At 35.8% G+C, this 18,964-nt stretch carries 32 protein-coding genes; 25 read left to right on the top strand and 7 right to left on the bottom strand.

The features are described 5' to 3' along the window. The first annotated feature begins 101 nt into the window (after positions 1–101). Genes ACZ76X_RS28305 through ACZ76X_RS28295 form a run of 3 tightly spaced genes read left to right on the top strand, consistent with a single transcriptional unit; the run spans position 102 to position 2,422 of the window. Positions 102–1,397: an FtsK/SpoIIIE domain-containing protein gene (locus tag ACZ76X_RS28305; protein ID WP_479852404.1), complete on the top strand. Its 1,296-nt coding sequence runs from the start codon at positions 102–104 to the stop codon at positions 1,395–1,397. After that, entirely contained in the window at positions 1,369–1,914 is a 546-nt protein-coding gene (locus tag ACZ76X_RS28300; protein ID WP_479852408.1) for a replication-relaxation family protein, read from the top strand. Before ACZ76X_RS28305 ends, ACZ76X_RS28300 begins: the two co-directional genes overlap by 29 nt. A gap of 19 nt (positions 1,915–1,933) precedes the next feature. Beyond that, positions 1,934–2,422 (top strand): hypothetical protein, encoded by a 489-nt coding sequence (locus ACZ76X_RS28295; protein ID WP_479852407.1) that lies wholly within the window; start codon positions 1,934–1,936, stop codon positions 2,420–2,422. Positions 2,423–2,559: 137 nt separating this feature from the next. On the opposite strand, the gene ACZ76X_RS28290 is transcribed toward ACZ76X_RS28295, so the two are convergent. Further along, the gene (locus tag ACZ76X_RS28290) at positions 2,560–3,426 is read right to left on the bottom strand and encodes a hypothetical protein (protein WP_479852403.1); all 867 of its coding nucleotides are present in this window, start codon (positions 3,424–3,426) and stop codon (positions 2,560–2,562) included. A gap of 145 nt (positions 3,427–3,571) precedes the next feature. Here ACZ76X_RS28290 and ACZ76X_RS28285 point away from each other — a divergent pair, with 145 nt between their 5' ends. From ACZ76X_RS28285 to ACZ76X_RS28275, 3 genes are all read left to right on the top strand, one after another. Then, positions 3,572–4,162: a DUF3967 domain-containing protein gene (locus ACZ76X_RS28285; RefSeq protein ID WP_479852402.1), complete on the top strand. Its 591-nt coding sequence runs from the start codon at positions 3,572–3,574 to the stop codon at positions 4,160–4,162. Between the two features lie 24 nt (positions 4,163–4,186). Then, a complete protein-coding gene (locus ACZ76X_RS28280) occupies positions 4,187–4,489 on the top strand; it encodes an antibiotic biosynthesis monooxygenase family protein (protein WP_098830257.1) in 303 nt (100 codons plus the stop codon). Positions 4,490–4,767: 278 nt separating this feature from the next. Further along, a complete protein-coding gene (locus tag ACZ76X_RS28275; protein ID WP_479852401.1) occupies positions 4,768–4,947 on the top strand; it encodes a DUF4177 domain-containing protein in 180 nt (59 codons plus the stop codon). A gap of 240 nt (positions 4,948–5,187) precedes the next feature. On the opposite strand, the gene ACZ76X_RS28270 is transcribed toward ACZ76X_RS28275, so the two are convergent. The 3 genes from ACZ76X_RS28270 to ACZ76X_RS28260 all read right to left on the bottom strand — a co-directional run bounded on the left by ACZ76X_RS28270 (position 5,188) and on the right by ACZ76X_RS28260 (position 6,844). Next, a complete protein-coding gene (locus ACZ76X_RS28270) occupies positions 5,188–5,490 on the bottom strand; it encodes a hypothetical protein (protein WP_479852406.1) in 303 nt (100 codons plus the stop codon). Positions 5,491–5,646: 156 nt separating this feature from the next. After that, complete coding sequence (locus tag ACZ76X_RS28265) at positions 5,647–6,021, bottom strand: hypothetical protein (protein WP_479852400.1); 375 nt, start codon at positions 6,019–6,021, stop codon at positions 5,647–5,649. A gap of 1 nt (position 6,022) precedes the next feature. After that, positions 6,023–6,844: a ParA family protein gene (locus ACZ76X_RS28260; RefSeq protein ID WP_144474013.1), complete on the bottom strand. Its 822-nt coding sequence runs from the start codon at positions 6,842–6,844 to the stop codon at positions 6,023–6,025. A gap of 1,644 nt (positions 6,845–8,488) precedes the next feature. On the opposite strand from ACZ76X_RS28260, the gene ACZ76X_RS28255 reads away from it, so the two are divergent. Then, complete coding sequence (locus ACZ76X_RS28255; protein WP_479852399.1) at positions 8,489–8,851, top strand: hypothetical protein; 363 nt, start codon at positions 8,489–8,491, stop codon at positions 8,849–8,851. Positions 8,852–9,047: 196 nt separating this feature from the next. On the opposite strand, the gene ACZ76X_RS28250 is transcribed toward ACZ76X_RS28255, so the two are convergent. After that, positions 9,048–9,623 carry a hypothetical protein gene (locus tag ACZ76X_RS28250; protein ID WP_479852398.1) on the bottom strand — a complete coding sequence of 192 codons (576 nt, stop codon included), beginning with the start codon at positions 9,621–9,623 and terminating at the stop codon, positions 9,048–9,050. A 208-nt stretch (positions 9,624–9,831) separates the two neighbouring features. Beyond that, complete coding sequence (locus ACZ76X_RS28245; protein ID WP_400576433.1) at positions 9,832–10,176, bottom strand: helix-turn-helix domain-containing protein; 345 nt, start codon at positions 10,174–10,176, stop codon at positions 9,832–9,834. 502 nt (positions 10,177–10,678) lie between these two features. On the opposite strand from ACZ76X_RS28245, the gene ACZ76X_RS28240 reads away from it, so the two are divergent. The 3 genes from ACZ76X_RS28240 (at position 10,679) to ACZ76X_RS28230 (ending at position 12,341) form a co-directional block, all read left to right on the top strand. Next, positions 10,679–11,878: an AimR family lysis-lysogeny pheromone receptor gene (locus ACZ76X_RS28240; protein ID WP_479852397.1), complete on the top strand. Its 1,200-nt coding sequence runs from the start codon at positions 10,679–10,681 to the stop codon at positions 11,876–11,878. A gap of 37 nt (positions 11,879–11,915) precedes the next feature. After that, positions 11,916–12,059 carry a hypothetical protein gene (locus ACZ76X_RS28235; protein ID WP_479852396.1) on the top strand — a complete coding sequence of 48 codons (144 nt, stop codon included), beginning with the start codon at positions 11,916–11,918 and terminating at the stop codon, positions 12,057–12,059. A 150-nt stretch (positions 12,060–12,209) separates the two neighbouring features. Further along, positions 12,210–12,341 carry a hypothetical protein gene (locus tag ACZ76X_RS28230; RefSeq protein WP_257206035.1) on the top strand — a complete coding sequence of 44 codons (132 nt, stop codon included), beginning with the start codon at positions 12,210–12,212 and terminating at the stop codon, positions 12,339–12,341. Positions 12,342–12,359: 18 nt separating this feature from the next. On the opposite strand, the gene ACZ76X_RS28225 is transcribed toward ACZ76X_RS28230, so the two are convergent. Then, on the bottom strand, positions 12,360–12,695 hold the full coding sequence (locus ACZ76X_RS28225; RefSeq protein ID WP_098313049.1) for a helix-turn-helix domain-containing protein: 336 nt from the start codon (positions 12,693–12,695) through the stop codon (positions 12,360–12,362). Between the two features lie 266 nt (positions 12,696–12,961). Here ACZ76X_RS28225 and ACZ76X_RS28220 point away from each other — a divergent pair, with 266 nt between their 5' ends. The 15 genes from ACZ76X_RS28220 to ACZ76X_RS28150 all read left to right on the top strand — a co-directional run bounded on the left by ACZ76X_RS28220 (position 12,962) and on the right by ACZ76X_RS28150 (position 18,949). After that, positions 12,962–13,165 (top strand): helix-turn-helix transcriptional regulator, encoded by a 204-nt coding sequence (locus ACZ76X_RS28220; protein WP_479852395.1) that lies wholly within the window; start codon positions 12,962–12,964, stop codon positions 13,163–13,165. Between the two features lie 81 nt (positions 13,166–13,246). Next, on the top strand, positions 13,247–14,038 hold the full coding sequence (locus ACZ76X_RS28215) for a phage antirepressor KilAC domain-containing protein (protein ID WP_479852394.1): 792 nt from the start codon (positions 13,247–13,249) through the stop codon (positions 14,036–14,038). Further along, the gene (locus ACZ76X_RS28210; protein WP_479852393.1) at positions 14,039–14,161 is read left to right on the top strand and encodes a hypothetical protein; all 123 of its coding nucleotides are present in this window, start codon (positions 14,039–14,041) and stop codon (positions 14,159–14,161) included. Next, entirely contained in the window at positions 14,154–14,291 is a 138-nt protein-coding gene (locus tag ACZ76X_RS28205; protein ID WP_176523131.1) for a hypothetical protein, read from the top strand. Before ACZ76X_RS28210 ends, ACZ76X_RS28205 begins: the two co-directional genes overlap by 8 nt. A 313-nt stretch (positions 14,292–14,604) precedes the next feature. Further along, the gene (locus ACZ76X_RS28200) at positions 14,605–14,868 is read left to right on the top strand and encodes a hypothetical protein (RefSeq protein ID WP_479852392.1); all 264 of its coding nucleotides are present in this window, start codon (positions 14,605–14,607) and stop codon (positions 14,866–14,868) included. Beyond that, the gene (locus ACZ76X_RS28195; RefSeq protein ID WP_176543948.1) at positions 14,861–15,010 is read left to right on the top strand and encodes a hypothetical protein; all 150 of its coding nucleotides are present in this window, start codon (positions 14,861–14,863) and stop codon (positions 15,008–15,010) included. Before ACZ76X_RS28200 ends, ACZ76X_RS28195 begins: the two co-directional genes overlap by 8 nt. A 12-nt stretch (positions 15,011–15,022) precedes the next feature. After that, a complete protein-coding gene (locus tag ACZ76X_RS28190) occupies positions 15,023–15,505 on the top strand; it encodes a siphovirus Gp157 family protein (protein ID WP_479852391.1) in 483 nt (160 codons plus the stop codon). After that, complete coding sequence (locus tag ACZ76X_RS28185) at positions 15,502–16,194, top strand: ERF family protein (RefSeq protein ID WP_479852390.1); 693 nt, start codon at positions 15,502–15,504, stop codon at positions 16,192–16,194. The genes ACZ76X_RS28190 and ACZ76X_RS28185 overlap by 4 nt, the downstream gene beginning before the upstream one ends. 14 nt (positions 16,195–16,208) lie before the next feature. Then, on the top strand, positions 16,209–16,385 hold the full coding sequence (locus ACZ76X_RS28180; protein WP_170959492.1) for a hypothetical protein: 177 nt from the start codon (positions 16,209–16,211) through the stop codon (positions 16,383–16,385). After that, entirely contained in the window at positions 16,385–16,627 is a 243-nt protein-coding gene (locus ACZ76X_RS28175; RefSeq protein WP_479852389.1) for a hypothetical protein, read from the top strand. Before ACZ76X_RS28180 ends, ACZ76X_RS28175 begins: the two co-directional genes overlap by 1 nt. Then, positions 16,628–17,467, top strand: coding sequence for a conserved phage C-terminal domain-containing protein (locus ACZ76X_RS28170; RefSeq protein ID WP_479852388.1), 840 nt, complete (start codon positions 16,628–16,630; stop codon positions 17,465–17,467). Next, the gene (locus ACZ76X_RS28165) at positions 17,451–18,209 is read left to right on the top strand and encodes an ATP-binding protein (RefSeq protein WP_479852405.1); all 759 of its coding nucleotides are present in this window, start codon (positions 17,451–17,453) and stop codon (positions 18,207–18,209) included. The genes ACZ76X_RS28170 and ACZ76X_RS28165 overlap by 17 nt, the downstream gene beginning before the upstream one ends. 14 nt (positions 18,210–18,223) lie before the next feature. Next, positions 18,224–18,487 (top strand): hypothetical protein, encoded by a 264-nt coding sequence (locus ACZ76X_RS28160; protein ID WP_479852387.1) that lies wholly within the window; start codon positions 18,224–18,226, stop codon positions 18,485–18,487. Further along, positions 18,444–18,689 (top strand): helix-turn-helix domain containing protein, encoded by a 246-nt coding sequence (locus ACZ76X_RS28155; RefSeq protein WP_374058681.1) that lies wholly within the window; start codon positions 18,444–18,446, stop codon positions 18,687–18,689. Before ACZ76X_RS28160 ends, ACZ76X_RS28155 begins: the two co-directional genes overlap by 44 nt. Continuing rightward, on the top strand, positions 18,686–18,949 hold the full coding sequence (locus ACZ76X_RS28150; protein WP_479852386.1) for a hypothetical protein: 264 nt from the start codon (positions 18,686–18,688) through the stop codon (positions 18,947–18,949). The genes ACZ76X_RS28155 and ACZ76X_RS28150 overlap by 4 nt, the downstream gene beginning before the upstream one ends. Positions 18,950–18,964 lie beyond the last annotated feature (15 nt).

Here is an 18,964-nt window from a genome sequence, read left to right as displayed (position 1 = left end):
GAAAAAAAATAGTATTTTCAATGATTCATAGCTGTTTTTATCTCTTCTAATCTTCAGGGACTATTCTTGCAGAATACATAAAGAAGGGTGGTGTTTGAACATTGATATTTGAGTTAGTAAGTTCAGCTGCAGTTGGTGGTGTAGTCTTTCTATCAAAAATGCATCAAAAAGGAGCGACAAATGATGCCTCCAAGATTCAAAGAATATGCGCTAACTGCGGATTAAAAGTAAAAGAAGGGAAAGAGACCAGGACTATACAGCTACTCCGTAAGACAAGGAATGATTGGGGAGTTGAATATGCGTATAGGATTCCGCTTGGTCTTAGCTTCTCCGATTTTGAACAAAAAATACAACATTTAGAGGATGGATTAAACCACAAGAGCAAAGTTTATGATTTTAAACTACAAGACTTCAAATCTCTTCGACTGCGAAAAGATATCTTAAAGCAAATACAAAACATCATAAACAAGAAAAAACTCGTTAGAAAGGAAATTGAGCTGTCTTATGATGGTTTGTTAAAAATACGTGTTTACGAGAAAGGGATTCCTAATTTTGTGAAGTTTGAAGAAGATATGATGAGGCAGTGCAGAGGATGGGAAGTGCCTATTGGTTATACAAGGGGCGGATTAGTAAAACACGACTTTGACCAGTTATCACACATGATTTCGGCCGGCATGACGGATATGGGTAAATCTAATGTACTAAAGCTCATCATTACATCCTTGGTACGCAACCAATCAGAAAATATAAAGCTATTCCTTATAGATTTGAAGGGTGGTCTCTCTTTCAACCGTTACCGATTCTTAAACCAAGTCGAATCAATTGCGAAGAATCCAGAGGAAGCCCTTAAGACTCTAAAGGAATTGCAAGATAAACTGAATGCTAGAAACGAATACTTACTAGAAAAAGGATACGAAGATATAAAAGAAGCCGGGGATCCAGTACGGTATTTTGTAATCGTAGATGAAGCAGCCGATATAGCGCCATACCAGGAGTGCCAGGACATTATTGTTGATATTGGTCGTCGTGGCAGGGCGGCTGGATTCCGTTTAATATATGCAACCCAATATCCGACGAATAGCGCTATGCCGTCACAACTGCGTCAAAATATTGGTGCTCGTGTTTGCTTTAGATTACAAACAGAGGCAGGGAGCCGTGCCGTATTAGATGAGGGCGGTGCAGAGAGTCTTCCCAACATAAAAGGGAGGGCTATATATCAAACGAACGAAAAGAAGGTCTTACAGACTGTCTATATCGATAATAAGCAGATTGATAACATCATAAAGCCACATATCAACATAAGAGCGAGGAAGGAGCATGAAGATGCAAAAACTAGCCATGAAGGAAGCGAGAACAGAAAGTATACTCTTGAGCTTGAAGAAACTCGGCTTTCTTAGTAGAAAACAAATCCAGGTACTTCATGATCTTGGGGGTGACAGAAATGCTTCCCGTGTAATGAAATCTCTTGAAGAATATGTTTCTAGCTTTAGGGATGGAGAGAAAGTGTACTATCTCAACAAGGAAGGGCGCGAACGTATCGGAAGTAAGAAGATACTCAAGCGTTCTAATCAGTTCCGCCACTACATCATGCGAAATGATATCTACATTGCTTACGAATGTCCGAAAACGTGGAAACAAGAAGTGAAAATGAATGTTAAAGGTATCGTTTCTATAATTGCAGATGCACTATTCACGGATAATGGCCGTTATCACATTGTAGAGGTGGATCATGAGCAAAAGATGAGCGCGAATCGTATCAAGATGCAGAAGTATCGCAAATTAATTGAATGCAATGTATTTGATAAGCCTCCTAAATTTATCTGGTACACCACGACGGAATACCGCAGAAAACAACTCCAGAAGCTTTGCGAAGGATTGGATTGCAATATATTTACGGTTACTGATTTCCACTAAAAATAGGGAGATGGTCCATATGGCAGCAGAGACAATGAGCATCAAGGATTTTATGGATGGTAACTATGGCGCGAAGAAAAAGTGGGGCTTGTTCAAAAAGAAAGCAAAAAAATACGCACCCGTGGCGGCGCGAATAAGTATAGTGATCGGCAGTGCTATTATATTCAGTCAAATTATAGATATTCCTCATGTATTTGCTGATGGTAATAATCCAGATGTAAATGAAGTATTTAAAGACGTACATTCCAATGATGGAGCAATTAAAAATTATATAGACGGTCAATTATATAATCGCATTGTAAATGCATTTGAGCCAGTTATCTTCTTGATTAAGGCAGTATCCTATCCAATTGCATCCGTTGTAGCGTTATGCGGTGGTTTGTTTATTATGGTAGGTAGCCAGGAGCGCGGATTCTCGCTAATAAGTCGTGCAGGGATTGGTTATATTGTAGTTCAAATGATTCCGTTGTTTATGAGGTTGCTTGTTGAGATTGCTAAAGCAATCTAATAGTAACTCTTCCTTAACTAAACAGCACACCCAGTTTGTAAAGCCAATGCTAGGAAGAGTTACAAGGGTAACAGACAATATACATGTTATGAATTTAATGTGCAATATAGAATCAAAAGCCCTATATCAGGGCTTTTTTATTTTAGTTTTCGGTCCATCATAATTCTTTTATAACTATTGCTCTTCATAAACCCTTCTATATCATTTAAAATCTTATCTTCTATCTGTTTCTGTTGTTTTTCTGATAAGCCCTCTGTAAATTGATTTCTTAACCCTTCTATATGCTCAATCTCTGAAGTAACTGGGCTTTCAATGTTTTGAGGGGGTCTTAATCTACCTGGTTCATTTTTCACAAAAGTATTACGCCATTTCTCTTTTGGGTGTTTTTGAATAATAGTTACAATCCAAATTCCTGCTAAATTAGTAAACACATAGTAACTATCGTCTTTCCCTACGCTATATCCAAAAACGCTACCTTGCATGGTCGCATGAGGATTTGTGACACCAACAGCCTGTTCAACCGTATCAAAGAAGAAGATATGATTTTCTATATAATCTATATTCATACGTTGTTTTAATAAATACTCACGCATTATTTTTTCGGTTTTCTTTAGTAAAGATAATTTCGTTTCGTCAATGCGGCTTGTATCTTCTTCTAACCACTTAATATCTAAATAAAGAATTCGCCAATTAACAGAAGTGATAAATCTACACAGCCAATCTCCATCGTACCTTAGTGTATTATTAAAACCATCGTTTTTAAACGGTACATATATCCCGTTAGAAAACCTTCTCTCTGAGTCGCTAAAAATTTGCTCGCATTCTCCACACAAAAGATGCATTTTCTCACCATCTTGTATAGATCTATTTGGTTCTGAAGATAATCTTAATTTCCCTGTAAAAGAATCCCTTTTCAACGCACGAAATATAAACTTAGGAATAATATGACTAAGTTTAAGTTCAGACTCTCTTTTACATAAAGCGCATTCCCCTGTTACTGCCATTGCTTTTCCTCTTTTCTCTCATAATTTCTCTTAATTTTCTTATTTTTATTATATCACACCAAGGCGTTTGTTCATTAATTGAAAGTCACTCGCAGGAATTTTTCACCCCTCATGGAATACTCTCATTAGGAGGTGTTGTGACGCTATGACGGACGAAATTGTTTATTCTGCTAGTGAAGTATACAAACGACTAGGAATAAGTGATAGCACCCTTAGAAAGTACATGGAAGTATTGTCACGTGAAGGATTCGCAGTAAAGAAAGATAATCGTGGCAGACGCCAATACACAGACAGTGACATTATGGTGATTGAGAAATTAATTGAGCTGAGTAAGCATGACGGTATGACGCTAGAGAAGGCAGCGAAGATGATAGCGCAGCAAATAGAGAAAGTTAATCCGGATCTGATTCAAGAAGAGGTTGAGGAAACGGATTTAGTGCCATTCCATATTAAACAGCAACTACAGGAACAGTACAGCGTTATGGCGCAAGAAATGAATCAGAGCATGTTAGCGATGGAGAAGCGATTGAGTGAGCAGGCAAAGCAGAGTAACGAGGAAATCAAAGCGAGTGTAGAAGCGCATAATGAGCGAGTGGAAAAGCGATTGGAAGCGCGGGATGAGACACTTATGAAGACACTTCGTGAGATGCAGGAAACGAAGAGAATGATGCAGGAATTTCGGGATGAGGTTGCTGCAGCGAAAGAGAAGAAAAAGCCGTGGTGGCGGTTCTGGTGAGGTCAAGAAGAGGAGGACTTCAAAATGATTTTAGAAGCAGTCATGTTGCAAATAAAAGACGGTATGGAAACGGAGTATGAATCAGTATTTAAGCAAGCATCTTCAATCATCTCTTCCATGCAAGGATACATAAATCATGAATTACAACGTTGTATGGAGCAGAAAGGAAAATATTTGCTCATTGTGCGATGGGAAACTTTAGAAGACCACACAATAGGATTTCGTCAATCTGAACAATATCAAGAGTGGAAAGCATTATTGCATCACTTTTATGATCCATTTCCAACAGTTGAACACTTTGAGCGTGTGGAGTTATCACAAAACTGAACTTGACCGTCTATTAATACTTGAAAAGTAACTTCCAATAACGAAAAGTATGTAAATAAGCCAATGGTGGAGGTACTGGTAAGAGCAAGAAGAGGAACGTATAAAAATAGAGTTGTAGAAATAGAAAGAGTGGATTCCTCTTGAAAGTAGGGATTCACCTTTTTTGTTGCTACCGATAATGTTACGTTATATTAACTAAATGCGAATACCATATACATCCAAAAATCATAACAAATCGATTCTTCGGAATGGTACAATTAGGAAAAGGGGGAAAGGATATGTACGATTACAAATTCGTGAAAGTCGAAGTTAATAACTGGAAAGGGGAACCTAAAGAAGATTATAAGCGTATTATTGCCGAACATGCTGAAGACGGTTGGAAATTTGTTCAAATCTTTGCACCATCAATCGCAGGATACGCGCAATATTTTGAGCTTATCTTCGAACGAATCAAATAACCCCTTTCGAGAACGAGAGGGATTTGCTTTGAATATCATACAAAAAGAACTGAAATATTTTAGAATCTAATTGTTTTCAATTTAACTTATAAGACAAATAAGCCAATATTTATCAACTACCAATAAGGAAAGTTTTGTAAACGAGCTAGTGGTGGTTATGAGGAGAACTTAACTATAAAAAATAAGCCCTACAAAAAGTAGGACTTATTTTCTTGCAGAAATAATTTTATTAACTCATACCTATTCTTGATTTTTCTTTACTTCAAGTACTTGTTTTACAGCATTTCTTACTAGAGTTTGTTTTGGTGCAGGTAATGCGGCAACTTTTTCTTCGATTAACATATTTATTACTTCATAAATTTTCATATCTTCAATTGTAGCGAGTGTTGAAATTGCTGTATGTGTTTCTAATGAGACACGGAAAGATTTCGGCAACTCTTTCGTAGTAAGTTTTCTCTTAGGTTTTTCAAAGAGCTTTTCCTTTTCTATGTCAGTATGATTACTTTGAATAGTTGAATCTGAACTTTCGGTAATAGGCGTCAAAGTCACTACAAAAGAATTACTCTTATTTTCCACAGGTACACCACTCCTATTTAGTTTTTTTATCTTAAACTGATAAAACTACTTCGCTTGTTATATAGAAGGGAAGACGAAAATATAGAAATATCCCTTTATAGAAATAGGGATATTTCTATATTTTTAAATCTCTGTTAACAACTTGAATTTCCTTTTCTGTTCAGGTGTTAGCTCATTTTCTACATAGCGGTCTATAAGTAAATCAATGATTTCATAAGCGAATTTTGTGTTTGTAAGTTTCATTAATACTTCTAATTCTTCTTTTGATTGATTAGAAATTTTAATGCTACCTTGCTGATTTTTAAACTTCTTTTTTGATTCAGCTTTTTCGTTTCTTTTTTCTTTTCGAGTTACTTGTTTTTCTTCAGTCTTAGGTTGAGAAGGAGTAACTGGAACCTCGTTATTTTCCACTGTATCTTGTCCTTGCTCTGGTACATAAGGCTCAGTAGGTTCAAAGTTACTTTTCTTTCTACCTAGTAAACCAGGAGTTCTCGCCATTTTACACACCAACCTTCATTTTTTCAAACATATCAATACGAGATAATAATTCATCACTAATTGTTTCGTATAGTTCAATTACATTCATATCATGTCTATCTTTTTCAGTAATACCATTAACATCAAATCGTTTAATACGCTCCATTTGAGGGACGATGTTTTTGAATAGGTTTTCTTCACCAAAAATTTCACGAGCGTTCTCCATGATATATTCGTCAACCTTACCGTTGTTTTTTAATAGGACGGGAAGAATACCAACTACTTCAATATCAAGGTCATATTGCTCTTTTAACTTGATAAGCTCATTAACATAATTCTCAGCACCAGTAAGAGAACGTTCTTGTGTTTGTAGAGCGATTAGAACATAATCAGAAGCTACAACGGCGTTCTTTGTAACTTCTAATGACATTGGAGGAACATCGATAAATATGTAGTCGTATTTATGCTTTATCTTTTCAAGCAATCCTCTAAAGTAATAATCTTCCTCAGCTTCCGAAGAACAATTTTTATAAAGGAATTTTGCGAAGTCCTGGAAATCAACGTAAGAAGGAATTAAATATAAGTTATCTGTAATTTCTACTTCTAAGCCATCTAAGTTCCCCTCTTGTATACCTTTCATTAATGTCTTTTCAACAGTAACGATTTCATCAGGATTAAGGATCGACTTTGTTAGCATTAAAGATTTTGTTGCGTTACTTTGTGGATCCAGGTCAACAAGTAATGTACGCTTGCCCTTTTTAGCAAATTCATAAGAGTTCAATACAGCATTTGTGGTTTTACCGACTCCACCTTTGTAATTACCTACCGTAATTGTAATAGCCATTTTTAACACTCCAGTTATAGTTTTTGAAATTTCCCTATATCCCTTTATAGAAATAGGGAAAAATAGAAATAGGGAAATAGGGATATTTCTAACTATAGAAATAGGGATATTTCTATATCTTTAAAGAAATTATAACAATGATATTAGGGTTATGCAATAGAATCATAGAGTTAGTAATTAATAACAGAAACGTTGATATTAAAAGATTTTTCAGTTGTATGAAGTAGAAGAATTTAAGTAATAAATCTGAATTTTTGTAGAGGAGATAGTAGACGCAAAAATAATAAAAATAGGGAAATATAGATATAGGGAAAAGGGGAAATATCCCTATATCTATAAGTGGAAATAGGGAAATAGGGAAATAGGGATATTATTCAGAAAGTGTGCAAATTCGCTGTTTACAAAGGATAATGCTTGTTGTAACGTAGTACACAACAAGCAACATTCTACAAAACAAAACATAATTTGATATTTTACATAAACGAAAATCATGAAGATTGAAAGATATAAAAAAACAATTAAATATGAACACAAAACAAAAAGCCACTCCCATATGCTAATGGCTACCAACCTTTAGCGGGAATGACTAGCTCTAGCAAGTGTACCACCACTTGGCTAGAAATTAACTGTATTAACCGACAGTGTTAACGTTTAAGAAGTGTACCACCACTAACCTTAAACAACTATGCCTTTTCACGAGGCTTCTTTGATATACCCATTTTATCTATTGTTTGGATAAATATCAACTAGTAAATACTAGTTTTGATTAATTTATAGTCCAAAAGATATATAACGGGCATCTCTAAACCTAGAAGTCTTGTGGATCTACAGGCCATTTAGGAATTTGGGATGCCTTTTTGTTTTTGTTCGCGTGGAATTGCCTGAAACCACGTAAATAAAAACTGATAAGCCGTAATCCCGTGCTTCTATATAGAGGGAACGTGTTACGTGCGTGGCTAGCTGTTGGTCGTGCAGGGGGTACAGAGTATGCGCCTACAAAAACAGCACCCCTCATTGGAATCCTGTTCTTCTGGTGAGGGAGGGCGAGAACTTGCCCAGGGACGATTCTCTAAAAGGTTCGGGTGGTTATCGTTAGCATCAAGGTGCTAGGGAGTACATTCAGTTTGTCGTGTAGGGACGATATTACAAGGACAAGCCATAGGAAAAGGATGTATGCGGTGAAAATCGCTGAGTGAACAGGGTCTATACATACGGATACCTTATAAGTGACCGCATGGCGAAAACAAGACGCTTATCCATCTATTTTGATTGATTACTTTTTTTGTGATCTTTCAAAGTAGGGGATAAATCTGCCTTCCAGCCGTATTCCATAATCGTTCCCACATGATAAAAACCTTCAAGGCCTTCAGTCAAGCTTAAATACGAAGAAAAGCAGAAAAACATGAGATTGTTTAAGACCTGGGGGACTTACTCACTAAGATAGAGGAATAAATAAAGAAATTATAACTTATTTGGTTAGAGGATAAGGGGACGAATGGTAGAATAGGCCTTATTACTGAATTTGGTTTTACACAACAGATATAGTACGTGAAATTTATTTAGGTAAGTTTGTTAACTCGTCAACAAAAGTTGATATGAAGGTGTTATCCTAGTATTAGATAAATTAATGGAAATGGGGATTGAATGAATATGCTATTAGAGATAGAACTTAAAGAAAAAGGTTTTACAGAAGACGATATCGCAGTGATTTCTAATTATTTTGAATGTGATGTTAATATATTAGATTGGGAAGAAATAATGTTATTTGAAAATGATGAAGCTATTTTTAATTATTATTTTATTGATGATCAAGATAAGGAAGCAATTATTGAGACATTATTAAAAATGGGCAGAGTTACTACAGAAGAATTAAAGGATGGACAAACTGTAATGGGTTATATGGTAGAAGATTGTGATGAAGCTGTCTTTGAATTATCTAATGGACGATGGGCTGTTGTTTCTCAAGATTTATTAGATAAAGAAGCACGACAACAAGCAAGTATTTAATAGTAAAATAGCAAGTTCAAGACGCTTTATGCGTCTTTTTATTAAAAGAAAAGACACCCTAAGGTGCCTTCCTCCGACTTGAACCACTTTAATTTTAATAATATGTATTGGAATCCCATCCAATATTATTTTACCATGTTAAGTTGTTTTAGACATTGAGAAAAATCATACTTTCGTATGCTGTTAGGTACTTATATTAAGCACTTGGTGGTGCATCTATTGAAACATTGATATCTGTAGGACTTCCGAAAATAGAAATTCTTACACCGTCAACCATCATGTTCTCACTATCTTTATTAGATTCTTTTCCTTCGACCATTTTTTCTAGTTTCTCTGACCATGTTACCCCCGTAGCTTTGATCATAGCTTTAATAGTGTTAAGGTCTGGCGCTCCATTATATAACATACTGTCAATTGTCTTGCCGTCTCTTCTTAAGTTCACACTAACCCACTTGGTATCTGTTTTAGCATAGTCTTCTTCTTTTGTGTAATAAAATCGATGAGTATTAGTACTTTCTTCAAGTTCAAGGTTAAAAGGCAGTACCTGAATGCCTTGGCCAGCTAACTCATCTTTAATCTTGTTGTAGTTTTTTAGGTATTGATCTGTAGTCATATCTTGAAAGGCGAATTTTTCTTTAGGTTTTGTCTCTTCTTTTTTGTAAGTTGGCTCAGATGATTTTGATTCAGTTGTAGTCTTATCATTTGAACCACAAGCAGATAGTCCCATAAGTAATGCGCTACATGTTAATGCTGTAAGTAATGTGCGTTTCATTGTGTTACCCCCATTATGTATTAGTTATATAAGCTAAAACGTAAAATTTCTCATCTCATGTTAGCAAACAAATTATTTGTATATTGTCATATTTTGTCGAATGAAAATAAAAAAAGAGAACCGAATGGCTCTCTTGGTAGGATTGGTAAAATTATGTAAAATTTTACCTCTTTCCATTGGAAAACATTTCTTCTACAATGTACTTAAATCAGAATATATCTTGATTATCCTCAAGCATATCGATTAATACGGAAACTTGCTTGCAAAAACGTTCTCTCTGATGTTCATTTAACGCCGTATACGTTGCTTGAACATTAGATAATAGTTCTTGTAGTGGTTCATCTTCAAAATCGCTCTTGAAGCCGATAAGTACGTCTACCGAGACATTGAAGAAGGATGCGATAATAACCAAAGTATCTATATCTGGTTGGTATCGATCAGTTTCCCAATTCTTGATTTGGCTCCTGCTCAAGTTTAACTTGTGGGAAAGTTGCTCTTGAGTTAAGCCGCGTGACTTCCTTAGTTTTTTTAGAATCTGTCCAAAGTGTCTCATAGTTTAAAGTATAAATACTAAACAACTATACTACTATTTATGGTCGGTTAACTACCTTTAATGATAAAATGGTAGTATAAGTTTCTTTTTTAAAAAAGAAAATAGAACAAAAGTTCGTGTTTTTGTGGTAAAATATGCATGTGAAGTCTTTTATACGTTCCATGCATATTTGCATATTTTATTTTTACACCGCTTAAAAACGTTGGTATACAGCGGTTTCTCAACTTTCTCAACAATTGTCTGATAACTACACGACTGAATTTTGGGAAAAATGTGGTATTATGAAAACATTAAAATAAACGGACGTAAAAAAGACCCATGACTGTGCAAGTGGTGCTACCAACACCCTTACACCGTCCGCCCTAATGTGCCTAGGGGAACACTTGTCATAAGTCTCATACATAATTATAACACACATCTTAGATATAGTGACGCGTTTTCCTTAAATGTAAAAAACAGGGTACAACGTGTCTTTTGTTCCGAAAAAAGGGGAGCAAATACCATGCATGATACTTTAAAAATTAGCAAAGAAGAAAAAGCGCTTTTGTTAAAACAGAAAAAAGCTAAAGTCTTAAATAAGCTGATCGTTAAATTAGATACTGGATTAGCGTCACGAAAAATCACGTATACTAAATTATCAAAAGTTTGGGGAATTAGTGTTAGTGGTGTTTCAGATGTATTTCGTGGTGAAAGAGAGATTAGTTTATGCTATCTTACCAAAACGCTTGTCTTGTTATATGAAGATCACGGAACACGACGTAGAATGTTAGAAATGTATTTAGATGTTGCTAAACCAGAGAATGCACGAGAGGCATTAGAGTATTTAACTTTAAGAGGTGAAATCGACTTAGCTGCATCTTTAGTTGAAAAAGAAAAGTCTTCTGATACAGATGAAAATACAGAGTGGGCGTCTGTGTACGAACTGATTCACCTAAAATCACAAGGTGAAATTGATTTATTGGAATATCATGAATCTCTTGAGGATATGAAAGAAAATAACCAGAATCCGGAGATGCAAATACTAATTGATATACTGCTTTGTTACACTTCATATCAATTAGGGGATTATAGATTGTTAGAAAAACGTATGGGTAAATTAGCGAAAAAGGTATCTCGAATCAAAAATAAATTTATAAAGAAATGTTATAGAGTTCGTATCAAAGAAGGACGTGCCGCTATCCATTTGACGAGTGATCAACTCCAAGAAACAAGGGAGCTTTGTGATAAGTTACTTAAATTATGTGAAGATGAACCGCATTTAGTGTTAAATAAAGCAAGAGCACTATGGTTAAAAGCTGAATCTTTTATATTTGATGATTACGAACAATCATTGGCATTATTTAATGCAGCTTTAGAAATACTAAACAACAATATCAATCAAGAAGTCGTTAAAAAGAAACAAGCAATCATTAAAACGATACAGTTTTTGAAAATTTATCACAATCGCGATTTAGGTACATTAGGAATTATGGAAGATGGAGAACGTGCATTTTTTGAATTTAGAACAGGAAATTATGACAGGGCAATTGAAACATTAGCTGATATCGAAAAACAGAATGGTAAGTTATCGTCGTTTCAGTTAGTGTACTTAGGAATGGCTAAAAATGACCGAGAAATTATAAAGCAAGGGCTACGAAAATTTGAGGAAAAAAACTCGCTATTTTATGCTAGATTTCCAAAAAAAGAGTTGGGTCTCATTTGAAAAAATGGTATAATATACTTATGAGAGGTGAAGTCTAATGAAAAAGATTTTAGCTATTATCCCAACTCTAGTAGTAGCCGGAGCATTACTATTTTCTCCAGTTACAGACAAAGATAAAAAGCCGACAGCTGCGCCACAAGAAAATATTGTTATGATGTCTGATCCTGGTGTAGGCTGGTAAAATATATATAATTATAGAAATGCGATCGTCTTGAAAAAGATGGTCGCATTTCGTGCGTTATGGGGATTTTCTGTTTTTAGTAAAAAAAACAAAAAGAGAAAGAATGTGAATTATTCACAAACTACATAGATAAAACTGGGGGTTTTAGGGATGAAAAAAGAGAACTTAGCTGAAGTATTATGGAAGACACTTGTAATGGGAGAAATCACAAGTGATGAGAACAAGAAACAAGAAGTTTCTAATATAGAGTTACACATTATGGACAAAAAAAATGATTGTTAGCATTTCGCTGACAATCATTTAATCATCTGAACCAAGAGCTGCTTGCATCATTTTATATAGCATCTCTTGTTCGTGTTTAGGTTTTTGTTCTAATTTTTCAAGTAATACATCGAATTTCTTACGTAAATCAGAATATTGATCGCCACTTAGTTGAGGATCATCAGATAGTCCTAATAAATAATCAGTTGTACAATTTAGAACTGTAGCAATTTTTGTAATAGCTTTTCTGCCAGCGTCCTTTTTATTATTTTCTATCTCTGATATTGTCGATTTCTTTAAATCAACGCGATTTCCTAATTCTTCTTGCGTCCACTTCATTTCTTTCCTTAATTGTTTTACCCTATCCCCACGCATAATTAATCCACCCTTTATAATTAAATTGAAACGTATATTCGTACAGTTAATAAGTAAATTTACTAATATCATAGTATTACTGTAGTAGTGTTACAGTAATTAAGTTCATTTTATTATAAAAGTTCGCTCAGAGCAAACTTTTCTGAGATTATAAATTCTAATAGTGTGATTAATAGAAATAAAATAAATAAAAAACTTTTAAAAAATAGTTCACTTTTTTCGAACTTTTTGATATAGTATTACTTGTAAGCGAGGTGAACAGGAAAATGATTTTTGATAACAAAAAATTGTCGGCTTTGCTTGATGAAAACGAAATGAGACAAATACAACTAGCTAAAGAGATAAAACGCTCTAAAAGCACGGTTTGTGAATATGTTAAGGGTACTAAATCACCCGGAAAAGAAGCAGCCTTTGCTATTTCTAGAGTATTTTCAGTACCTGTGGAAGAACTTTTTAAAAAGGTTGAATAAATCGAACTTAATAACATTAAAATAGATATTTTTTTAAATATTAAGTTCGATTTTTTCGAACAAATAAAAAGGAGTGATATTATGAGTCAACTACAAAATTTTAAAAATGAAATTTTTGAGGTATCAGCAAAATTCGAAAATGGCGAAGTGTTGTTCGATGTAGAACAAGTTGCTAAGAGTTTAGGGATAGTTGATGTCAAAAACGGAAGAAAGTATGTGAGATGGAATAGGGTTAATTCTTATCTTCCTAAGAATTCGCCACAAGTGGCGAAAGGAGATTTAATTCCAGAACCTTTAGTGTACAAGCTAGCTTTCAAAACAAGTAACGAAATCGCAGAGGCTTTTCAAGATTGGTTAGCAATCGAAGTGCTTCCTTCTATTAGAAAACATGGAGCATACATGACACCAAATACAATCAATGCTCTACTTCAAGATCCAGACTTAATTATCGGTCTTGCATCAAAGCTCAAGCAGGAACAACAAGCGAGACAGGTTGCTGAACAAAAGAATCTCATGTTAACACAACAGATTGCAGAAAACGCATCAAAGATTACATACCTAGACCAAATTCTTCAATCGAAGGATACAGTAACAGTCTCGCAAATAGCAGCTGATTATGGATTATCTGCACAGAACTTAAACAAAATCTTAAACAAAGAAAAGATTCAATACAAATTGAATGACCAATGGTTACTATATGCCAACTATCGCAATCAAGGCTACACAAAATCGAAAACGGTCGATGTTACACATTCAGATGGTAGCAGATCAGTAAAAATGAATACTCGTTGGACGCAAAAAGGAAGACTCTTCATTCACGAACTTCTAACGAAACGCGGAATCATTCCAGAAATGGATAGGGAGGCGGTTTAAATGATGGAAGAAAGTACATTCTCACACTTCATGGTATTGGTGGTAGTTATCGGGATTGCAGGATTCATTTATTTGATGGATCGGATAGATAAAAGAATCATGAAGGATGAAATGGATGGATAAACAGCAGCGGGACAAAGAAGAGAAAGTAAACATCATCAAAATGATACGTGATTTACGAGCTAGAGGGATACATAACAGCGCAGATAAGGTTGAGGAAATGCATAAGGAGTTTATAACTCTAGCTAAATAAGGAAAGAGCCAAGAGTTGTGAAGGCTCGTGGCTCATTGTATAAGGGTATAAGGTCGAGTCACCAACCTTATGGGATAATTATACAACTATTTTACAAATATAGACAAGCCTTCGCTTGTCGGAATATTCAGGAATCTAATGGTATCCCCCACCTAACAAACAGGTTCCTGGATATTCCGATGCGTGAAAGCATCAAAACAAAAGAAAACCATTCGACTACGCCTAATCGAATGGTCCGTGAAACGACTAAATTATTATGTACCACTATTATATCACAGTCGTTTCTTCCAAGTAAATAAGGAGGAATGTGGAAATGAAGATTATTACTAATCAAACGCTATATCAATGTGACCATTGCGGTAAGCGTCTATTAACGAAACATGGAGCGAAAATACATGAAGAACAGTATTGCTCAGTGGTTTTAGAACAAAAAAAGAAAGAAAAGCAAGCTAACTGTAAGCATAAAAACATTGATACACATTACGGATATATCCCAGGGGAAGCGGTCATGGAACCACAATATGACTATTGTGTGGATTGCGGAAAAACGATCGGATGGGGTGAGCGATGTGGTTGAAATTAAAGATAAACAAGTAGAACGTGCAATCGAAACCTTAAAACAAATGTCTGATAAAGAGAAAGACAGTATAAGAAAGTTAGATCTCGATTATGTAATCACAGTTTTAACAAATAAACCACATGGCGAAATGCCGTTCTAGGAGGATATGAAAATGAAATTATATGAACTTACTTCTAATTATAGAGAGTTACAAATGATGATTGAAGATGGTGTAGATCCATCAGCATTAGCAGATACGCTACAAGCAATTGAGGAAAGTATCCAGGATAAAGTACAAAACACAGCTTTAGTAATCCGTAACCTTGAAGCTGATGTGGATGCTATCAAAGCAGAAGAAAAGCGCCTAGCAGAACGAAGAAAGGCAATAGAAAACAATTGCAAGGGACTAAAAGATTACTTGTATCAACAAATGGTAGCAACTGATTTAAAACGCATTAAAGGAACAATCGTAACAGTAGGTATTCAAAAGAACCCTGCAAGCTTAGATATCGCAGAAGATGCTGTTGTACCACCGGAATACATGATTCCCCAGCCGCCTAAAGTTGATAAGAAGTTATTACTTGCAGCGGTTAAAGATGGAATGCAGTGGGATGGAATTACGTTGAAACAATCTGAAGGAGTGAGGATTCGATGAACCTTTGGCAAAAGTTAGTCGCAATTCGCAAAGACATAGATGTATTCAAAAAAAACGGGAAAAGTTACGGATATGACTACGTAACGGGTTCTCAAATACTCCACAAAATTAAAAAGAACATGGATGAGTTACAGGTCATCCTAATGCCTAAAATGGGCGAGCATAAAACTTGGCAGTACAGCTATAAAAACCAAAAAGGAAGAGAGATAACAGATTTTGTTATCGAAGGTGACGGATTCTACGAATGGATAAATGCTGAAAACCCTGAAGAGCGAGAAACAATACCTTGGAAATTCTTCGGGCAACAGGACGACGTTTCTAAAGCGTATGGATCAGCGCTAACTTATTCCGAGAGATATTTCTTGCTTAAATTTTTTGGAATACCAACTGACGAAGACGATGCTGATGCGAAAAATCCAAAAGGAAAGCAACCTAATAACAATAACAGTCAAAATAAACCGCAGCAAAGCAACGGACAAGCTAATAAAGCATCAGAGAAACAAATGAAAATGATACATGCGAAAATAGCACACATTTCAGTTTTAGCGAAAGCTGATAAACAAACGATTGAAGATACTTTGAAAGGGAATATCGGAACTGACAACCTAAGCGAGATTAGTTCGCAGGTTGCATCAAAAGCAATTGAAGTACTAATGGGATGGGAAAAACAGTATAGCCAAGCAGGATAAGGAGTGAAAAACCTATGTTAGATAAAAGCCAATCGAAAGTCGTCCTTCCGGCGTGGGTATGGAAGGGCGCACGAAATGAAAAAGAAGCAAAAGCAAAGGCGATTGAGTACATTACTCCTGATCGCTACCCAGGATATAAAATCATTAAAATTCAAGGCGATATAGCGGTATGCGAAAGGGAGAATGCGTAATGAAAACAGTGTACAGATCCAAACGATATAGCTTCATTATTCCGAGTAAGACGAAAGAGAACAAATATGTTCGTGGTGAAACCAAAACGGAAATCGGATTCAAAATATACGAATGGTCTAAAAAAGGTTACGAATGCGTTTATCCAGCAAGAAGAGTTGTAAATACAGAAAGTGTTCATAGAACAGGTGAAATAGACGAAACGGATTGCTTCTATGAAACGGAAATGAAGAAGGTGAACTAAATGAGTAGCAACATATTTCAACTAGAAACATTTGCAAGAAGCGGATATATGGTGCGACTCGCTTATGTAGATATAACTGAAGATTTAATCGCAGGTATTTTACTAGGGCAGATTGTTTATTGGTACATGCCGAATGAACAAGGTAAGAGTAAGCTGCGAGTTAAAAAGAATGGCGAGTTTTGGTTAGCAAAGAGCCGCGAAGATTGGAAAGACGAGATTCGAATTACACCTAAACAATATGACAGGGCGATTAAGATCCTTATAAGTAAGGGGCTTGTAGAAGTTCAAAAATTCAAGTTCAATGGTGCTCCTACTAATCATATTAAATTGAATATTTCCGAAGTTACCCAAAGGGTAAAATCCATTTTGACCTTTGGGGAAAATCCAAATCCCCCTTTGGGTGAAATGGAACTTACCGAAAGGGTTAATTCTTTAACAGAGATTACTACAGAGACTACAACAAAGATTACTACAAAGGAAAAACCTTCTCGTCACAAGTTTGAAACTTGCGACACCAACGGGGCTAAGTATTTGTTTGAAAAAATTAAGGGTAACAATCCTAAACAAAAAGAACCTAACTTCGATAATTGGGCAAATGACTTTAGATTAATGCGAGAACGTGATAACAGAGAACCGCAAGAGATTAAAGATGTTATTGATTGGTGCCAAGCAGATCCATTCTGGCAAGGTAATATCTTATCTCCTAAAAAGTTACGTGAAAAGTTCGACCAATTAACTATTCAGATGAAATCTAAAAAGGGAGCGAAGAACAATGCAGAGAGCGGCGGCAGCAATACCAACCGATATAGCCAAAAAGGTGAATATGACTATGGATTCTGATGTGTGCGATACGCACGGCATGAATAAGATGAAGTTCGGTGGACAAGTTGTTTGCCCTCGTTGCTTCCTTGAAAACGAAAGTAAGAAGCTACAGCAACAAGAGCAAGCGAAATACGATGCGGATAAAGCAAATGAGAAAAAGTTCATGTTCCATCAACAAAGCATGATTGCTGATAGCAACATTAAGAAAGCGAACTTTGATAATTACAAACCTACTAGCGATGAAGGAGCAAAGAACTTGGAACTTGCAAAGGTCATCGCAACAGATTATCTCAATGGAAAAGTGTTTAACACGATTATGGCAGGAAATTGCGGGGCAGGGAAAACACACCTTGCTTACGCTATAGCGGATCAACTTGCAGGAGCAGGGAAGTCAGTTGTCTTTGTTACAGTCGGCGAGTTGCTACGGAAGATTAAAAGTACGTTTAGTAAAGATTCTACATTAACTGAAGATGCAATTATAAGAAGTTTAGTAAAAGCAGAAGTATTAATAGTCGATGATTTAGGAGCTGAGTTAGGCGCATTAGATGCCAATACAAAAGCAACAAACTTCATTAATAGGGTGCTATTCGATGTTTTCGACGGAAGGCAAGGTAAATCTACTATCTTTACGACAAACCTTACAGGAGAGCGTCTAGAGGGCGCATACGATGAACGGATTGTATCGCGTATCTTCAATAATTTTAAAGCGCTGGTTTTCAAAGATACAAAGGATTACAGAAGAAAAGCATTGCCATTTTAAAAGGGGGAATTAAGATGTGTGCATGTAACGGAACGGGAGTTATTCAGAACGATATTGGAACGGGCATGTATCAGTTTGGGTCATGTATTTGCGAAGCAGGGAATCGCAGTCCTGAAGAAGTGGATAGAAGGCGTCATGCCGTTATGGCGGAGCTAAGAGAAATTCATCAATTACAACTGGAGGGGAAATGGGATGCCAAGACTTGGAACGGATTTGGAAAAGGAAAATTACACAATGGCGTTGCAACAGAGGAAGTACATGAAGAAATCGCGTCGTAACTTGTATATTGCTTTAGAAGAGTTGGACCTAGTATTTGATGAGAGCGAAGTGATTCGATTTCAAGAAATGTGGAAGGAAGGCAAAGGAATCCTTGAAATCGCAAAAGAGTTGGGAAGACATCAATTAGAAATTGCCGCTTTGATTATGGATCAGGCAGACAAAAATATTATTAAATCTCGTCCGATGGGGTTGGGAGCATGAAACAACTAACACTAGAGGATGTTGTGGGAAGTTTCGATTATGCAGCAACAAGTACAGCTGATAAGTTCTTGCAGCATAGCGCTATAACGTACGAAGTTCACTTTTACGATCAGGATGAGCGACAAAAAATAGATTGGTTTGATGTGAATACAGAAAGCGAAGCATGGGGCGCGGCAGTGAAAGAGCATGGTAAGGGTATTCAGAAGATTAAGATAAAACATTCTGAGCGGACAAGGGAAGAAATAATGGCATTGGATTAGAAAGGGGAGTTAGCT

The organism is Bacillus sp. BC05(2025), assembly GCF_056725905.1.
Note: the sequence above shows the minus strand (reverse complement) of the source record. Positions and strands in the feature narration are given on the sequence as shown.

Coding starts and splice junctions, on each gene's coding strand:
- ACZ76X_RS28165 (WP_479852405.1), top strand. CDS start 17,451: ATGACTATGGATTCTGATGTGTGCGATACGCACGGCATGAATAAGATG.
- ACZ76X_RS28255 (WP_479852399.1), top strand. CDS start 8,489: ATGAATATGCTATTAGAGATAGAACTTAAAGAAAAAGGTTTTACAGAA.
- ACZ76X_RS28150 (WP_479852386.1), top strand. CDS start 18,686: ATGAAACAACTAACACTAGAGGATGTTGTGGGAAGTTTCGATTATGCA.
- ACZ76X_RS28280 (WP_098830257.1), top strand. CDS start 4,187: ATGATTTTAGAAGCAGTCATGTTGCAAATAAAAGACGGTATGGAAACG.
- ACZ76X_RS28240 (WP_479852397.1), top strand. CDS start 10,679: ATGCATGATACTTTAAAAATTAGCAAAGAAGAAAAAGCGCTTTTGTTA.
- ACZ76X_RS28185 (WP_479852390.1), top strand. CDS start 15,502: ATGAACCTTTGGCAAAAGTTAGTCGCAATTCGCAAAGACATAGATGTA.
- ACZ76X_RS28220 (WP_479852395.1), top strand. CDS start 12,962: ATGATTTTTGATAACAAAAAATTGTCGGCTTTGCTTGATGAAAACGAA.
- ACZ76X_RS28160 (WP_479852387.1), top strand. CDS start 18,224: ATGTGTGCATGTAACGGAACGGGAGTTATTCAGAACGATATTGGAACG.
- ACZ76X_RS28215 (WP_479852394.1), top strand. CDS start 13,247: ATGAGTCAACTACAAAATTTTAAAAATGAAATTTTTGAGGTATCAGCA.
- ACZ76X_RS28225 (WP_098313049.1), bottom strand. CDS start 12,695: ATGCGTGGGGATAGGGTAAAACAATTAAGGAAAGAAATGAAGTGGACG.
- ACZ76X_RS28175 (WP_479852389.1), top strand. CDS start 16,385: ATGAAAACAGTGTACAGATCCAAACGATATAGCTTCATTATTCCGAGT.
- ACZ76X_RS28170 (WP_479852388.1), top strand. CDS start 16,628: ATGAGTAGCAACATATTTCAACTAGAAACATTTGCAAGAAGCGGATAT.
- ACZ76X_RS28210 (WP_479852393.1), top strand. CDS start 14,039: ATGATGGAAGAAAGTACATTCTCACACTTCATGGTATTGGTGGTAGTT.
- ACZ76X_RS28180 (WP_170959492.1), top strand. CDS start 16,209: ATGTTAGATAAAAGCCAATCGAAAGTCGTCCTTCCGGCGTGGGTATGG.
- ACZ76X_RS28295 (WP_479852407.1), top strand. CDS start 1,934: ATGGCAGCAGAGACAATGAGCATCAAGGATTTTATGGATGGTAACTAT.
- ACZ76X_RS28230 (WP_257206035.1), top strand. CDS start 12,210: ATGAAAAAAGAGAACTTAGCTGAAGTATTATGGAAGACACTTGTAATG.
- ACZ76X_RS28285 (WP_479852402.1), top strand. CDS start 3,572: ATGACGGACGAAATTGTTTATTCTGCTAGTGAAGTATACAAACGACTA.
- ACZ76X_RS28235 (WP_479852396.1), top strand. CDS start 11,916: ATGAAAAAGATTTTAGCTATTATCCCAACTCTAGTAGTAGCCGGAGCA.
- ACZ76X_RS28155 (WP_374058681.1), top strand. CDS start 18,444: ATGGCGTTGCAACAGAGGAAGTACATGAAGAAATCGCGTCGTAACTTG.
- ACZ76X_RS28265 (WP_479852400.1), bottom strand. CDS start 6,021: ATGGCGAGAACTCCTGGTTTACTAGGTAGAAAGAAAAGTAACTTTGAA.
- ACZ76X_RS28260 (WP_144474013.1), bottom strand. CDS start 6,844: ATGGCTATTACAATTACGGTAGGTAATTACAAAGGTGGAGTCGGTAAA.
- ACZ76X_RS28200 (WP_479852392.1), top strand. CDS start 14,605: ATGAAGATTATTACTAATCAAACGCTATATCAATGTGACCATTGCGGT.
- ACZ76X_RS28190 (WP_479852391.1), top strand. CDS start 15,023: ATGAAATTATATGAACTTACTTCTAATTATAGAGAGTTACAAATGATG.
- ACZ76X_RS28275 (WP_479852401.1), top strand. CDS start 4,768: ATGTACGATTACAAATTCGTGAAAGTCGAAGTTAATAACTGGAAAGGG.
- ACZ76X_RS28290 (WP_479852403.1), bottom strand. CDS start 3,426: ATGGCAGTAACAGGGGAATGCGCTTTATGTAAAAGAGAGTCTGAACTT.
- ACZ76X_RS28205 (WP_176523131.1), top strand. CDS start 14,154: ATGGATAAACAGCAGCGGGACAAAGAAGAGAAAGTAAACATCATCAAA.
- ACZ76X_RS28250 (WP_479852398.1), bottom strand. CDS start 9,623: ATGAAACGCACATTACTTACAGCATTAACATGTAGCGCATTACTTATG.
- ACZ76X_RS28245 (WP_400576433.1), bottom strand. CDS start 10,176: ATGAGACACTTTGGACAGATTCTAAAAAAACTAAGGAAGTCACGCGGC.